At 34.9% G+C, this 18,129-nt stretch carries 4 protein-coding genes; 1 reads left to right on the plus strand and 3 read right to left on the minus strand.

What is annotated here, in order from left to right:
• Positions 1-121 precede the first annotated feature (121 nt).
• Both FJOH_RS16830 and FJOH_RS27450 read right to left on the minus strand, forming a co-directional pair.
• Positions 122-8,380, minus strand: a complete 8,259-nt coding sequence (locus FJOH_RS16830; protein WP_123875729.1) for a T9SS type A sorting domain-containing protein — start codon at positions 8,378-8,380, stop codon at positions 122-124.
• A gap of 34 nt (positions 8,381-8,414) precedes the next feature.
• Positions 8,415-15,389, minus strand: coding sequence for a leucine-rich repeat domain-containing protein (locus FJOH_RS27450; protein WP_012025232.1), 6,975 nt, complete (start codon positions 15,387-15,389; stop codon positions 8,415-8,417).
• Positions 15,390-15,695: 306 nt separating this feature from the next.
• Between FJOH_RS27450 and FJOH_RS16840 the strand changes: the two genes are divergently transcribed.
• The gene (locus FJOH_RS16840) at positions 15,696-16,247 is read left to right on the plus strand and encodes an ATP-binding protein (protein ID WP_012025233.1); all 552 of its coding nucleotides are present in this window, start codon (positions 15,696-15,698) and stop codon (positions 16,245-16,247) included.
• Positions 16,248-16,276: 29 nt separating this feature from the next.
• Here the strand turns inward: FJOH_RS16840 and FJOH_RS16845 are convergent, their stop codons facing one another.
• Positions 16,277-18,100 (minus strand): alkaline phosphatase, encoded by a 1,824-nt coding sequence (locus FJOH_RS16845; protein WP_012025234.1) that lies wholly within the window; start codon positions 18,098-18,100, stop codon positions 16,277-16,279.
• Between the last annotated feature and the right edge of the window lie 29 nt (positions 18,101-18,129).

The following is an 18,129-nucleotide window of genomic DNA, read 5'->3' on the forward strand; positions in this document are numbered from 1 at the left end:
GTGCTGCGAAGAATTAAATTGTCATCTAACGGTTATTTTTGGGTATAAAACCCTTGTTGTCAAGTATGAGTAATAAGCGAAAAAAAAAGAGATGCCAATTAAGACATCTCTTTTTAAAAATTTATTTAATTAAAAACTTGGCTTTGTAACTCTTATCTGCATTTTGCAGTATTAAGAAATAAACTCCAGAAGCTCTTAAATGTGTTTTAATTTCTTTGCTAAAATTACTGTTGATTTCCAATTTAGGCTGTTTGTAAACCGCTTTTCCATTAGCATCAAAAATAACTAAGTCAAATGTTCCTTCGTCACCATTTAAATGTAAAGTAAAGTTTCCGTCATTTGGAACTGGAGAAATAAAGAAACCGTTTTTACCCGAAACCGGATTATCAACAGATAACGTCGTATCGACTTTTACTTCTAACGAAGTTGTTTTACTGCATGAAGCCTGAGTCAGATAATTCAGAGACAAGGTCTGAGTTCCTTTTTCTGTCCATTTAATTATTACAGTGTTGTTGCTTTGATCGATAATTTCTCCGCCAGTAACATTCCATGTATACGCCTGCATTGACTGCGTTGCGGTATAAGTTACTGTTGTATTATCATTGGTAATCAAAATATCACCTGTAATATCTGCTGTATTATTTAATCCAACCTCAACATTGGCAGAAACAATTCCTTTTCCTTGTAAACCGCTTGATTTCTTGTTCAGTTTTGTTAAATCAATTCCAAATGAATGATCTCCAGCAAATTTTTCGATGTTTCCAATTTCAAATTCTTTATCTGAAACTTTTGTTAAAGTGATATTTTCGTTAGAAACTGAGATGCCGCCCGACTTCACAATAATATCATTTTTCGTTAATGCCGAAGCTATAATTTCATCAGCAAATTCAACTTTTATAATATCTTTTTCAGAACAATCGCTGTTTGCCGAACTTAACGGAGTTACTGTACAATTAAGATCTACAATATCAATATATACTTCTACTCTGCTGGCATCACTTGCATTTCCAAACTCATCATATACTATTGCTTCAAAAGTATTTTTACCAATATATCCTTTTATCGGAATTAAAACTTCTTTTGCCGTTTCCTGATTTTGTTTGCTAACCAGAGTTTTTCCGGTTGGCGTTACAGCATATAATTCTACGGTTTGTTTATTTCCGTTTGTGGTTAAAGCAATCGACAAATCATTACCAGAAGTAATATTATCTGTGGCAGATGTTCCTCTATCCGGCGTAATACGAAGGTTTGATGGTGCCGAAGGTTTTCCAAACTTCACTTCCCACATAGTACTCGAATTTCCTGTTCCAAAGTTGCCTGAAAGATCTTTAAAGCTTGTTTGGTCTACTACAATTTTATAACCGCCTTCTGCTTGTGTATAATCTCCTAAACCTGAAATTAAATAATGTAAATCGTCTTGTTTCGTGACATTTAGATTTGCATTTAAGTTTACACTTCCTTTGTAAAGCGTAACCCAGTTTTTATCAAAACTACTTATTGGTTTATTCAGAGTTATTACAACATCGGTTACATTCTGGCTGTGAACTGCTCCCTGATATTTCGGCGTAAAGGCATCAATTTCAGGAATACTTATATCTACTTTCCATTTTTGTGTTTGAACCACTAAACCAAAAGTATTGTCTTCTGCTTTTATTGATGGCAAATCAACCGCTAATTCATACTGACCGTTTTCTTTGTTGTACTCGTTCAGTCCTACAATGGTGTATTTCAAATTATCTTCGGTCACAATTGAAACGTTGTCAAGCGCTTTTCCGTTTAACGTCAGTTTGTCTTTTGTAAACTGAACCGGTTTTACGAATTTATTAAACTGAATTTCAACACTATTTACCGCCTGCGCTTCGATTTGATCTGTTTTAAACTGAACAATTCCCAATTCACCGATTATCTGAATCCATGAAACACTTTTACCTTCTACTCCTTCATTATCTTCTAAATCTTTAATTCCGGCACATTGAACTGTTAATTCATAATACCCGGAAGCAAGAGACAGTGTTTTTATATTTAAAACATAAGTAGAATCGTTTACTTTACCAATAAAACTATCGTTAAACGGAACTTTGGTTCCCTGATGAATTAAAGTAACATTCTGTGCTGTAAATGTAGCCGGATTAATTGCTTTGTTAAAGTTTACCTGAACAGATTCTACTGGTTTTGTAGTAGTTGACGGCAGACTTTCAAAAGAAACTACTTTTGGTACATTGGTATTGATAACGGTGTAGTATAAAGTATATCTTTCTAATCCCGAAATTTTATCAAGGAAATGAAGTTTGTTTTCATACTTAGGTTCTAATCCGTCTTTTAGCGTAACGTGTGTCTGCCAGAAGTTTTCTATTGGCAGTTCCAGATTGTCGCTTATTCTCACTACTCTTTCCAGTTTGTATTTGTCTGATCCAGGATCAGCTGTATTTCCATAATTCCATCCTGTTTTAGATGAATTCATGGTTAAAGTTGTCGTAAGCAGACTTGGCGAAATAGTATTTGAAACTGTTCCTGCGGCCACTTTATAAACTTCATCGCTTTCTCCGTTTGAATAATAAATAGCATCTGGAGTATCATTAGCATCTACAATATCATTTACAAGGAAATCGTTGATGTTATCCTGACCTGCACCATACGCTTTTACGCTCTTAATTAATTCATGAACATACGAAGCTTTAATCAGGCTTAGGTTTTTGTTTCCGTAACTGCTTAGATGTTTTATTTTAAGATCGTATTCTACAAAATGTCCTAATAAAGTACTGGTAAACCACCATTGCCCAAGTGCAGATTTTTGTGGTTCAATATTTCCGAAATCAACATTTAATAAACCTAATTGTTTTGGTTCGTTGTTAAAGTTGCTTCCTATAATTTCAAAATCGATTAACAGGCCTTTTTTGTTTTCGATAATTTCCGGCTGAACCGATTCTACCTGAACATTTTTAGCAACTCCGTAACCTTCATTTTTAATTAATAAAGCCATTTCTGCCGGAACAATCGGCTCGATTTTATCTGTCAGCGGATCATCTCCTAAAATATCACGCTGCATAAAATAATGCATTACCAAATCTGGACTTGGATTTACTTCAAGAGTCACAGGATATAATTGCACCGTTACTCTTTCGCTTGTATTTGGATCTAAATATGATAATGTTCCTCCAAAAGAATATGATTTAGCTACAGTTGGAGCAGCTTCTTTTGTTGGTATAAAAATTACAGTTCCAGATTGACTGCTGTTTGGTCCTACAAGTCCTGTTCCGCTAAGGAAAGCATCTCTATTGATCTGGAACAAATGTGTCATATCGTTTCCGGCCTCATCTCTAATTAATAAATCTAAGTTTAGATCTTTAATTGTATTGGCGTCACTGCCGTTATTTAATGTAAGAGTTCCTTCGAATGCTTCTCTTGTCATCGTGATTTTTTGAGAAAATTTCACCGTAACGCTGGCACAAACAGATGATTTAGAAGCTAATTCTTTACCATATTCTTCCATTTCTTTCAGATCGTTCTGATACAATTCTGCTGCAGAAACGAAACCTCTTTTTGCAGTCAGCTCAACTAATGCTTTTCTGGTTCTGTCATAGTTCTCAATATCATTTTTATTAATAATATTTGGATATTCTGCATTAGGAGCTTTTATATTTTTACCCCATGCTTCTAAAGTAGTGTTCCATCTATTACAGAAGCTGTCAATTTCCTGACTTGTAATATCTGTACCTGAAAGATTCGTTTTAATTAGCGCAATATCTGATGCAGAAAATGGTTTTCCAGCATCCAGATTTGAAGCTGTTTCTTTCATGAAATTTTGAAAGTTAGGGCTTTCTAATAATCTGTCATTGCCTAAATATGCTTTTATCCTATTAGTTAAGGCTGTTTCAGCATCTGCCATTGCCTGAAAGTCTTCATATTTAGATTGCAAGAAACTGTTTTGAGTGCTTTTACCACTCATAAATTGCTCTATACAAGTTTTAGCCATTGACGCAAGTCCAAAATAACATCCTACATTACCTGGAATGCAGCTTCCTAATGCTAAAGTTATATTTATTACATCATTATCAACAGTCGCAAGAGAAAGTAGGCATGACGCAAGTGTTAAAGGAACAAATGGCGTACAACCCATTGCAGCACTAATAGTCGAAGTTATACAAGGATTTGTACAAATAGTAGGCAGTTCAGTAATAATATTTCCAATAGCTGTACCTATAGGAATTAATGGTCCAAAACCTCCTCCATTAAAATTAGGCACACCTCCAACAACTGGTGTAGTTGGTGTTGTACAAGTTATTACATAATAAGGCTGAAATGCCGCCAGATTTTGTTCTGTTTCGCAGACATACGTTCCTTTTGTTATTAAATTATAATTACAGTTTTGTCCTGCAGCAGCACTTTTTCCAGTTGATGCCGGTCTTGTAATCAATATTGGTACAATGATAGTCGATTTAGCATTTAATACATCAACTTTATCAATCATCAGTTTGAACTTGTAATCTCCCTGACTGTCTACATTAAAAGTTACGTTTGAAAGGGCAATTAAACCGTGATTAGTTACAGTTGCATAACTCATTCTGCTTTCTCCTGTATTTAAATCTAAAACAGGATTGTCGATATCGATAACAATTACCGGTTTTGGTACGTTTGTTTCGAATTTAACAACTAAATCAGACTGGTATTCATCTGCAATTTCTGTAGGTTTTACAACCCATTCGTAACTTACGGCCTGATACGAAATAAATACTCTTTGATTCGTTACTTTACCCGGATCTACCAATAAGTTATTTTGGTAAGAAGCGTGTTTATCTGCCGTTACGGTTACTGTATAATATCCTTCCGGAATTTGAGGTGTGGTAAAAATACCATTATCATCACTAAATCCTTCTGCTACAACTGCACCAGAAAACGGATGACGAACGACTACTTTTGCTCCTTTTACGTGAGGCGCTTTTTCTGTATTATACGTGTACTCATCAACAACATCGATCAATAAAGAACCTGTTGCTTCTGAAACGGTTTCAATTTTAAAAGGTATGCTTACTCCTCCTCCATTTAAAGGATTTAAAGCTAAGTTACCGCTTAACGGAACGTTTAACTGCTGTTTGTCTGTTGGTGCTAATTCCAGAATGATTTTTACAGACTCGTTTGGCGCAATTTTGTCAATAACAGCCGCACTTTTTAATTTCATCCATTCCAGATTTGGAACATCAACTTTTACTTTTTCTGCGTCTATCGCTCCTGTATTTGAAACTGTTACTTCATAAAGACGAGAGCTTCCTTTTATCATCGTGGTATTGATGCTTACCGGATTTGCCAATAATTTTGGTGTCTGTGCTTTTGCATGATAATACGCTAAAACCGGAAGTTTAGCACCTTCATTTGAAGTTACATTAAAATTGATTTCATAATATTTTTGTTCAGCCGATGCTGTTTCTGCCAATATTGTATAGCTTAAAACGGCTTCTTGTCCTGATGCTAATGTTAAAGCATCTGTTTGAACTGTAAATCCTGCATCTGCCGGTAATTCTATTTTAATATTGGTTAAAGGAGTTTTACTGTTGTTTTTTAATACAAATTCTCCTTTGTACGGAACTTTGGTTACTACTTCCCATTTCAAATAATCTGAAGGTTTGTTCATCCATTCAAAACCAACAATATCAAATTCTGCCTGAACTGCATTTTGAGTTCCCGGATATCCTGCGCTTACGGTATAATGACCGCTTTCTGCCTGCAGAGGTTCAAAATCGTAAGCAAAATTTCCTGATGCATTGGTTTTAACTTTAAATGAACGTGTAAAGCTTCCAGATGCAACGATAATTTCTACTTCCTTATTTACTGCCGGACTGTTGTTTGCCATTTTAGCCGATCCTGTAATGGCAACCAATTCTCCTGATTTGTAGATTGGCTTAGAAACCGTACTTGTGGCACTGTAACTGGAGAATAATTTTATTGCAGAATATGCTTCGTTATTGGTATATGATAACTCATTTAATTTTTGATCTGAATTTACAGCCGCTACCAAATAATAGTCACCTGCCTGCTGTGGTAATTTGATCGATTTTACAAGATCCAGTTTTTTTCCTGCTTCTATATCAGTATCAATCTGCGATGTAAATACAAGAATTGCATTTTTAGTTAATTTATCTTTAGATAGAAAATATTCTATTTTAGAACCTTTAGTTAAAACTGCAAACCCTTGATTGGTAATCGAAGTTGTTATTTCAATTGTATCTTCTCCATTGGCTTGAGCAACTGTTTTAACCGAATTGACAACAGCATCTGGTTTGTTTTGATCTGTAACCAGAATCCAGGCAAATCCTGAACTGAAAGTTTCGGCTTCGGCCTGAATACGCGCGGTTTGGTCTCCCGTTTTCAATGGATCAATAATCGTATTAATTTCTACCTCAACACTTTCTTGTCCTACCGGAATTGAAATTTCTGCCGGAATTGAAACGATTGTAGGAGAATCAGATGATAACTTTACTAAAATGGCTTTAGAAGTATCAACCGTATTTCTTGAAATCGTAATTTTTGCTGCTTTTTGTACTCCGGCTTTTACTGTTGCCGGATTGGCTTTTACAATTAAGGCTGGTCCGTTGCTGTCCAGAATCGTAATGTCTTTACCGGCACTGCTTCCTTCTCCTGCCGGAAAGCTGCAGTTACAAGCTGAAGAATAAACCTCTGCGGTTACATTAACCACTTTTGTTCCGTCTACAATGCCATTGTTTACAGCTCCAATATTAAACCTTTTTGAATTTACATTGGCTGGAAAATCAATAACATCCGGAAGAATCAATGCATTGGCAATACTTGCTTTTAAGCGTACTGCAGTGCTGATTTCTGATTTATTAATTCGTTTTAATGTGGCATAAGTTGCATAAACGCCATCGCTCTTTGAAATGGTCTGCGGTGCAATTTCCAATTCAAAAGCCGGAACATTTGAGCTTTTTAAAATAACTTCTGTATTTCCTGCCTGAAATCCTTCTGCCCTCAAAATTAGTTTTCCAGTTACCGTTTGTTCAGGAACTTTATTGTTTTTTACTGTTATCGTAAACGAAGTTGTTTTGCTTCCTACAGGAAGCGTAACTTCTGCCGGAACGGTCCAGCGAGAGCTTTGATCTGCTGTTATGGTAAATTTTACATCTTTTGTTTTAGCAAAACCGGTTTCTAAAGTAACCGTAATTGTTTCGCCGTCTGTTGCTGTAATTTTAGACGGAGTTAAAGTAATCGTTGAAAATTCGTTATCAATAATTTCAATAGCATCTGAAACGGCAGGATACTCATTTCCTGAAATAGTTAAAGATACCGTTCTGTTTCCGTCGTTATCTGAATTGTCAATTGGTTTAATATAAAAAACAACCGACGACTGGTCTTTTACTATTTTTACCGATGCATCAAACTGAAGCTGTGAAGTCAGAGAAGCTGCTAAAGTATAGGTTTTATCACTGCTTCTGTCACCGCTTTGCGTCAGCGTTGCTCTGATAACTTCATTTGAATTTTCATCAATAGTTTTTTTATCTAAAGTTAAAAACAAACGCTTTTCAAGTAAAATTGAACTTGCCGCAGTAACTTTATTATTTGCTTTTAAAGACTCTGGTTCTTTTACTGCGGTATTTGCTATAATATTAATTTTAACTTTAACGTTTCCTTCAATCCCTAAAACTTTCGGAAGGTTAAATACTGCATTTCGGCTTATTGATTTTTGTTTATCTAAATCTTCATTATAAGATACCGTTCCCAGATTGTATTCTAATCCGGTTTGATCAGAAACAATACTTACCTGCTCGATCCATCCGCCAGAAGCAATACGATCTCCAATATTGTCAACTTTCCATGAAACATTAATTTTCCCATCAGGAGTAATGTTAGATTCGGCTGTAGTGATTCCGGAAATCGTTAAATCCGGATATTGTGCATTTGCGATTGTCAGTTTTCCGTTTACGTGATTTGAACCAATGTCAACTGCATTTTTAGAACTTAAAACAACACCAGATAAATCTAAATTGTGTGTTTGTCCCGATGTATAATTTAACGGGATTTCGATTGGAATTTCTAATAAAGCACCGCTGTTTCCTTTAAAAGATGTGCTTGTAAGCGACAAAACTATAAAGTGATAATTTCGCGGATTATTCTTTTCGATATTGACATAAATGGCATGATCGCCTTTACGGCTTTCGATAATTTTAGTGTCTTTTTCGCTTACAATTAATCCCTGCGGAACAGTCAGCGTAAACTCAGCTCCTACTACTTCATCGGCATTAGCCAAATCAATTACAACAGCTGATTTTTCGCCAGGCCCGGCAGATACATTTAATACTTTTAAACTATTCTGCGCCTGCATGAATGTTCCTAAAAATAGCAAGATAAAGACCAAAAAAGGTTTTATTTTCATTGTTTTCAATTCGTTAGATATCATTTTGGTGAGTTTATTGTATTAACATTTTTCCTTTAAAAATGGCAGGTTTTGCTCCATTTTGTATTTCGATGGTATAGAAATAGATTCCCGATGCAAGATCTCTTCGCTGAAAAGTAAATTCATGATTTCCTTGTGATGCATCAAGATCAGACTGTATGTAAACAGTTCTTCCGGTTGTATCAAAAACTTTTAGTGTCGCTTTGTCTTCATTTTCAGGTAAATGATATTGAATTACAGTTTGATCCGTAAATGGATTTGGATAATTTGAAAGCGCAATTGCATTGTCTTTATTACTATCGTCAACACCCAAATTTTTAGAAATTTTATAGGTCAATGCGTTTGCCTCTGTATTTGAAATCACGGCAGATAAAATTTCTGTTTGAGCTGATACTTTTGCAATAGCTTGTTTTCGTGAAAGTGATTTATCCATAGAGAAACCTACAATGCTAATTTCGCCCTGACGTTCTGCGACTGAAACCGTATAACCCAAACCAGAAAGAAGCTCTTCTGTCTGTGCTTTGCTGCCGCCTTTTAAACGAATATCAAATGCTGCTGTCGAAACCGACTGATTGTCGATAAAAAGCGTATTATCTTCAATACTTAAAACAACATCTTCATTGTCCGTAAAAGCCATACGTTTTGCGCTTGCAGGATTTTCAAGTGTTCCGGACTGGATTTTATTAATCAATGAAATAATATCCAGTACGTTTAGGTTTTTATCCTTATTGATATCTGCCGCACCATAATTAAAGAATTTTGGTTTTTGGCTTAATGTATAATTCAAAGTCGATTGAATATCCAGAATATTTACAATTCCGTCTAAATTAGAATCTCCTTCTCTGTACGTTATGGTATACGTTAGTACACTGTTTCTGGCAGATCCGGCGATTTGTCTTAATTCTAAAGTCTGGTTGTTTGGCACATTCCATTCGCTTAAAATATTGGTCAGTTTAATGCCGTCTTCAGGAACTGTAACCATTTGGAAATAATCCTTCAAAGTCATGTTATACGACTGAGTGGCATTAAAAATCGAATTGGTATGATCGTAACGGTTGATTTTTTGATCTTTTAAAACAGCATTTAATGTTAAAGGCAGTTCTCCCAAATTAATTTTCTGACGGTCAATTTTAAAATTCACTGCTGGTAAAAACGCAGCATCAATTCCCGTCAGTTCGTTTTCTGAAAGGTCAACTGTTTTTAGCTTGGTTATTTTTGATACACTTTCAGGGATTGTTCCTGTTAGTTTATTTTTAGCCAGATTTAGGTTTTGCAGTTCGCTGAATTTTCCAATTTCCGGGCTGATATTTCCGGTTAAGTTGTTATCAGGAAGATTAATAGATATTACGTGTCCGTCGTTTGTCGTTACACCTTTCCATTTCTTTTCATGAAGATTGTTTGATGATGTATCCCAGACTTCTTTCCATCCTGTTCCGCCTGCGCTTTGGAAAAATGCCACTAAAGCATCATATTCTTCGGCAATTAAAGGCGTTTCAGAACCATCGGCAATTCCTTTAAATTGAACATAAGTTCCCTGCGAAGTTCCGTTTTTCTGCCAAATTGCAATTTTTGCACCCGCAGGTATACCCGCCACAGAAATATTTGGGAATGTTATGGTATTACCTGAAACTGTGGCTTCAGAAATTTTGAAATTATTAGCCTGCAGTTCAAACTGGTATTGTCCTGAATAATCCTGAGTGGTTTCATTATAAGTTGTAATTGCTGGAAGATCTACAACTATTTCGTCGCCTTTTAAATAAAGATATTCATCTTTGGCAATAACCTGTCCTCTTAAATTAATGTAAACTTTAGCCAGATCGTAAGTAAATGGTCTTTCTAAAGCATCAAAACCATTGTTTGAAAGATCAATTTGTTCGATATTTTCGAAATCATTGAAATGCCCCGGAATTGTTCCTTTGAAAGTATTTCCTGCAATTGAAAGTTTTTTCAATCCTGAAATTCCCGATAAAACCGGCAGTGTTCCTGTAAATTTGTTCGATTGTAAATTAAGTGTTTTTAAACTGGTCAGCCTTCCTAAATCAGACGGCAGAGCCCCTTCAATGGCATTCGACTGCAGGTTTAAAGTCTCTAAATGCGTTAAATCAGACAACTCAGCAGGAAGCGATCCTGATAGATTATTGGCAGATAAACTCAACGAAACAACGTGTCCGTCTTTTGTTCCAACTCCGTACCAGCTTATTTCATGAAGTTTATTTTGCGAAATATCCCATTTCTGAGTCCACTGTGTTCCGTTTGTACTCGCGTAGATTTTTTTCAAAATCTCAAATTCTTCATCTGTTAATGGTTTTCCAAAAACTACCTGAGTATAATTAATAGTAGTTTGCTGTGCTGTACCATCATTCTGCTGAATGCTGATTTTGTCAGTTAGTTTAATTCCAAATAAAGCTATGTCTTTGAAGATTAATTTTCCTTCGCTGTTAGAATAATTTGAGGCTTTATTAACACCATTAATGTAAAGTGTAAAATAGTTTTTATTATTAATAACACCGCCATTAGTATTAAACAAAAAAGTTGATAAAACCGGCAGGTTTATAACCAGTTCGTTTGCTCCTACCTCGATAGTTGGAATTGTAATGGTTTGATAACTAAAATCTACTGTTTTTAAAAGAGGTAAATGTGCCAGGGCTTCATCTGCATCTTCAATGTTATTATTACTTAAATACAACGTTTTTAATGACTGCAGTTTGCTCCATGACGATGGAATAACACCTTTTAACCTTGTATATCTAAGATCTAAAATCTCTAAAGATTCAAGGCCTGAAATAATTCCTAAATCAGTTGTGCTTAGATTTTTTGTATAATTTCCTCCAAATAAAGAAAGGTTTTTTAAATATTTTAAATTGGCAAACGATGCCGGAATTGCTCCGGAAACATTCGAATTATTGTTTAGGTTTAATCCTGTAATATGTCCGTTTTGAATACTTACGCCATACCACGCTCCTTCATGCAGATTGTTTTCTGCCGTTACCCATTTATTGTTCCAGTTTGCCCCATTCATGGCATTATAGAAATCTACCAAAGCCTGATATTCTGCATCTGGAATTTTTGGCTGATCTACTTTTACGTTGGTAAAATAGACACTAGAGTAGTTTGGAGAAGCTTCAGATCCTTCATAAGGCTGATATAAATACAATTCATCTCCGGTTTTTAAAGTTGCCAGATAATCTGCCGGAATTGTAATTGTTCCATCGCTGGCAACTGTAATATTACTTCCTATCTGCTCACCTTTTACATACAATCTAAAGGGTCTTTGAGCAGAAAAATCGTTGCTTGATTTATTGTAAAGAATAGTGCTTGGAAGATTGCTCACTTTAACATCGGTTCCTTCATATAAAAAGTTCTCAACGCTTAAAGTCTGATAATTTAAATTCAAGCTTACGCGGTTTGTCAACATTCCCTGAATTACGCCAACTTTATTATTCGATAAATTCAGACTCGTTAAAGCTGTGTTTTTTTCCAAATCTTTAATAAGCACTTCAATTTTATTATACGATAAATCTAAAGTTTTTAAAGAAGCCAGATTTCCTGTCGAAGCCGGAATTACTTTTATTTCGTTTGAAGCCAAATCGACTGTTACCAGACTTTCCATTCCTCCAAAATCTTCCGGCAAAGCCGTAAGTGCGTTGTAGCCCAGATAAAGTGTATTTACCTTTTTTAATTTGTTCCATGAAGCAGGAATATCACCTTTAATTTTGGTATATCTTAAATCTAAATATTCCAGGTTTTCAAGTTCAGATAAAACTGCCAAGTCTGTGGTATTAAAATCTTTGCTGTAACTTCCGCCGTAAAGAGATAAAGTTTTAAGATATTTTAAATCTTTAATCGAAGCCGGAATCGCTCCTCTTACTGAACTGTTATTGTTAAGGTTAAGTCCTGAGATATGTCCGTTTTCAATACTTACGCCATACCATGCACCTTCATGAAGATTGTTTTCGGCAACATTCCATTTATTTGTCCAGTTTGTACCATTCATAACAGTATAAAAATCAACTAATGCCTGATATTCTTCATCCGGAATTTTTGGCTGGTCTACTTTTACATTTACAAAGTTGATTCTTGAATAATTAGTAACACTTCCGTTATAATAATCATAAGGCTGATACAAATAAAACAAATCGCCGGTTTTAATAGACGATAAATAAGATGCCGGAATTACAATGCTTCCGTCTTCGTCTGCAGTAATTGTACTGCCCACCTGATTTCCTCCTACATATACCGAAAAGGTTCTTCTGGCTGTAAAATCGTTGTTTGTTCTGTTGTAATAAACAGGATTAGGCAGTGTTTCGACTTTTAAATCTACGCCGGTATAAATTAGTCCTTCTACATTTATATTTTGATAATGAAGATTTAGACTTACATTACTGTTTAGCAATGCTTTGACATCTTTTATATTATTACTTTGAAGATTTAAAGTTCTAAGCGTGCTAATGTTTTCCAATTCTTTTATAAGAACTTCTATCTGGTTATCTGATAATTCTAAAGTTACAAGTTTAGTCAGATTACCTATAGAAACCGGAATGCTTTTTAACTGGTTGCCTTGTACTCCAAGAGTTACAAGACTTTCCATAGCATCAATATTTTCTGGTAAAGCAGTTAAAGTATTATAACCTAAATAGGCTGTTTTTAGTTTTTTCAGTTTATTCCATGAAGCCGGAATATCGCCTTTTACTTTGCTGTATTGAAGATCTAAAGTTTCTAAAGATTCTAATTCAGAAAAAACGTTTAAATCGGTTGTGCTTAAATTTTTGCTGTAGCTTCCTGCATAAAATGAAAGATTTTTTAAATATTTAAGATTTCCTATAGAAGCCGGAACTGTTCCTGAAACGTTCCAGGTATTATTAAAACTTAATCCTGTAATATGTCCGTTTTCAATGCTCACGCCATACCAAGCTCCTTCATGCAGATTATTTGATGAAACATCCCATTTGTTGTTCCAGTTTGCACCTCCCATGGCATTGTAAATATCAACCAAAGCCTGATATTCTGCATCCGGGATTTGTGGCTGCTCTACTTTTACATTTACAAAATTGATTCTTGAATAATGGGCAGTACCTCCTTCGTTATAATCGTAATTTTGATACAAATAAAACTGATCTCCTGTTCTTATTGAAGATAAATAAGATGCCGGAATTATAACACTGCCGTCTGCCGCTGCCGTGATAAGATTTCCTACCTGATTTCCTCCCACGTATACATAGTAGTTTCTTCTGGAAGAAAAATCATTTTTGGTTCTGTTGTAATACGTTGTATTTGGCAGTGTTTCTATTTTTAAATCAGAACCTGTGTAAATAATGCCTTCAACATTTATGTTTTGAGAAGTAAGATTTAAATTAACCGTACTGCTTAACAACGCAGAAACAACCGATATACTGTTGCTGTTAATGTTTAATGTTCTTAATGTATTTACATTTTCCAGTTCTTTTACTAATGTCGTAATCTGGTTGTAGGATAAATTCAAGGTAACCAGATTCGCGAGATTTCCTACTGAAGCAGGAATCGATTTTATCTGGTTGTTGTTTGCCTCTAATGTAACTAAGCTTTCTATTTCGCCCAATTCTTCAGGCAGTCCTGCAATAGTGTTACCAGATATAATGATGGTTTTTAGTTTTTTTAATTTACTCCATGAAGACGGAATTGCACTCGAAATTCTGCAATATTCTAAATTTAATGTTTCAAGCGATTGCAATTCAGATAAAACGCCTAAATCTGTTGTGCTTAGGTTTTTTGAATAATTTCCACCATAAAGCGAAAGATTCTTTAAATACTTTAAATTTCCAAATGAAGCCGGAATTGACCCCGAAACACTGCTTGTATTTCCTAAATCTAAACCTGTAACATGTCCGTTTTCGATACTTAAACCTGTCCATGCACCCTGATTCAAATTGTTTTCGTTAATATCCCATTTGTAATTCCAGTTACTGCCGCCCATGGCATTGTAAAAATCAACTAATGCCTGATATTCTATTGATGAAACCGCCGGCTGGTTAACCTGTACATTTGTAAAATAAATTCGGCTGTAATTCGATACAGCTCCTGTGTCATAATCGTATTGCTGATAGAGGTAAACCTCATCACCGTTTTTTAAAGAAGAAAGATAAGATGCCGAAATTGTGATACTTCCGTCGGCAGACATTGCAATATTATTGGCAATTTCATATCCTCTCACATAAAGAGCAAATTTTGGTCTGGCGGTAAAATCATTTTTTGTTCTGCTGTACGAAACTACACCAGGCAGATTGCCTATTTTTAAGTCGGTTCCTCTGTAGGTTATATTTTCAAGACCAAGTGTCTGATACTGTATACTAAGACTTACTATATTAGGCAGTAAAGCTGTAACTGTGGCAATTTTATTATAAGTTACATTTAAGTTTCTAAGAGCCGTTAAGTTCTCTAATTCTTTAATTAAAGTTGTAATCTGGTTTTGAGAAAGATCAACAGTTACAAGACTTTCCATCTGCCCAAACCCTGCTGATAATCCAGTAATGTTATTATTACTTAAATAAAGGGTTTGAAGCTTTTTTAATTTTGACCACGATGTTGGAATTACGCCTTTTAACTTGGTGTATCTTAAATCCAGCGTTTCTAATGCTTCTAATTCTGAAAAAACATTTAAATCTGTCGTGCTGAAATCTTTTGCATAACCGCCTCCATACAGAGAAAGCGATTTAAGATATTTCAGATTACCAAATGAAGCTGGAATAGAACCAGAAATGTTACTGGTATTGTTAAGATCGATAGCAGTAACGTGTCCGTTTTCTACCGTAACGCCATACCAGGCTACTTCATGCAGATTATTTTCTCTCGTATTCCATTTGTTCGTCCAGCTGGCTTCTCCGGTAGCTTTATAAAAATCTACCAAAGCCTGATATTCTGAATCCGGAATGGGAATATTTAAATTGTTTTTGGCCGATAATAAAGATAGACTGCTAAACAGAAATAGCAATCCAATAAGTAGTTTTCTCTTCATAGATTAATGTTTAAGTGCCAGTATTTTAAGAAGATACCTTTTGTTAAAAAATCGACATAAAAGTAGGAAAAACATTTCTTTTGTTTTGTTAAATCAAAAACAACAAAACTTAAATATTTAATTATCAATTAATTAACACAAAAAATTACCTGTATTCAGGTAATTTTTAATCATACTAAATAGTATAATGAAGAAGCTAATTTACAACCGATTTTTGAAGGTATTTTTTTAATACAAAACATGATTTTTTTGACTAAACTGCTTTGAAAAGTTTTGTAATATTGACCCGCTAAATATTTATAAAAAATGAAGATTCATATTTTTGGTGCATCAGGAAGCGGTGTTACCACAACAGGAAATGCATTAGCAGAAAAACTTGCTTATAGATATTTTGACAGTGATGACTATTTCTGGGAAAAATCAGATGTTCCATTTACTTTAAGGAGAAATCCTGAAGAAAGAAATTCTAAAATAAAATCGGATCTTGAAAATTCTGAGAATTGGATTTTGGGCGGTTCTATTTTTCAATGGGGAGAAAATGTTTTTCCTGATTTTGATTTGGTTGTATATTTATGGATTCCGCCGCAAATTAGAATGGAAAGACTGAAAAAAAGAGAATTTGAACGATATGGAAATGTAATTTATACCAATCCTGACCGCATAAAACAGTTTGAAGACTTTATGGAATGGGCTGCAGATTATGATAACAACACCGGAATTGCCAGCAGAAATTTTCAAGCTCACGAAAACTGGTTAAATTCTATTGATTTCCCTGTTTTAAAGATTTCAGGCGATTTAACACTTCAACAGCGAATTGATCTTATTATCGAAAATATAAACAAAAAGCCCCTGCATTAACAAGGGCTTTTTATTTGAAAAATATTGAATTATTTTATTGAAAGCGATTCTAAAATCTTCGTATAAATCGCTGTGTTTTGATACACTCCTGAAAAGTTTTGAGCACCTGCTCCGTAAGCAAAAACCGGAACCGGAACTGCTGTATGATCGTTTGTACTAAAACTTCCGTGAACATAACCTTTTTCGATACTTCCGTCAATTAAAGATAATCCGCCTGTTTCGTGATCTGCTGTTACAATTAAAAGTGTTTCTGGATTATGGTCTACAAATTCCATCGCCTGCCCTACTAGTTTGTCAAAATCAAGCATTTCGCGAACCACATATTCTACATTATTGCTGTGTCCGCCGTAATCGATTTGAGCACCTTCGGCCATAATGAAAAACGGATTCTTTGTTTTAGAAAAAGTATTGACTGTCTTGGCAAATGATTTGGTTAAAAAATCACCTCTTCCGTTTTTCATAGAAACTACTGCTGCATCTTCTAAAACCACAAATCTGCTGTTTTTGATTGTATCCAAAGAACTGAATTTATCAGAGAAAGTATATCCTTTTTCGGTCAGGGTTTTAGACAAATCTTTTCCGTCTTTTCTGGCCTTAAACTCTTTTGTTCCGCCTCCAATTAATATATCCGATGGATTACTCAGGAAATCAAAAGCAATTGGTTCACTGTAACTTCTTTCCGGCTGATGTGCATAAAAAGCGGCCGGAGTAGCATCTGTAATATTTCCTGCCGAAATAATAGCGGTTTTGTAATTTTTCTTAGCTAATTGCTGTGTAATTAATTCTAATGTTTTGCCGCTTTCGTCAACGCTTATAAATCTGTTGTTGGTTTTATGTCCTGTTGCCATTGCCGTTGCGCCTGCAGCAGAATCTGTAATATAACTGTCTGATGCTTTGGTTATCGAAAATCCCTGCGTAGGAATATTAAAAAGGCTTAACTGTCCTTTATTCGCTGTGTAACCAGAGTAAATCTGCGTTAACCCCATTCCGTCTCCAATTAAAAGAATAACATTTTTTGGTTTCTTTTTGGCGAAAGCCGATGCATTTTTAGGAACATACGCCTCATGAAACTCTGTATTTTGATAAAATGTTGATTTGATATTGTTGATAAAATGCGTTAATTCTGCCACATTATCTGTTCCTATAAAATCAACTTTCAGGTTCATTAAAGTCATCCAGGTATTTACATTATCCTGAGTAGCCCAAAAACGTATTTTTTTATTCTGATTGTGAACTTTTCTAATCGTTGACTGGATTTTTTCTAAATCGGCTTGTGTTAGAACTCCTTTTCCGTTCCAAACGGTTAATTCATGCAAATCTTCACTGATCATTTCAACTCTTGCTAATTGATCTGCAGTATAGTTTTCATTCAGTCTTCCGTCAAAATAAATAAACTCCGGATAGTCTTTCCATTGTGCAGGGTTTGGTCTGTTTCCTGAAATAACCACTTTTATGTTTTTATTTACTGTAATATCAGGATAAGTTTTTAACTGCTGTGCAATTACTTTTAAAGTCGAATCGGCATCAGATTTAATGTCGATCATTAAAATTAAAGGCTTATTGCCTGGATATGCTTTTGAGCCCAGATTCTTTAATTTAGCAGAAAGCGGTTCCAAATACATACTTTTTAATGTATTATGCTGTGCAATTTCTTTTGATGTATGGGCAACAAACAATTCATTGTTTACTAAAAATACATCGGCCTCAATAACGCCTGCTTCGTTAGAATAAGCTCCGTAAAACGGAAGCGCACTGGCATAATCGTTATGAGAATGAATGTTTGATGATGTGTATTCCTGCGCCTGCACGAATACAAAAAGCTGGAGGCAAAAAAGGGTGATTATTTTTTTCATCGAAAATGGGTTTTATTTTTCTAAAGCCG

Origin of the sequence: Flavobacterium johnsoniae UW101 (assembly GCF_000016645.1) — a bacterium.
GTDB lineage: Bacteria > Bacteroidota > Bacteroidia > Flavobacteriales > Flavobacteriaceae > Flavobacterium > Flavobacterium johnsoniae.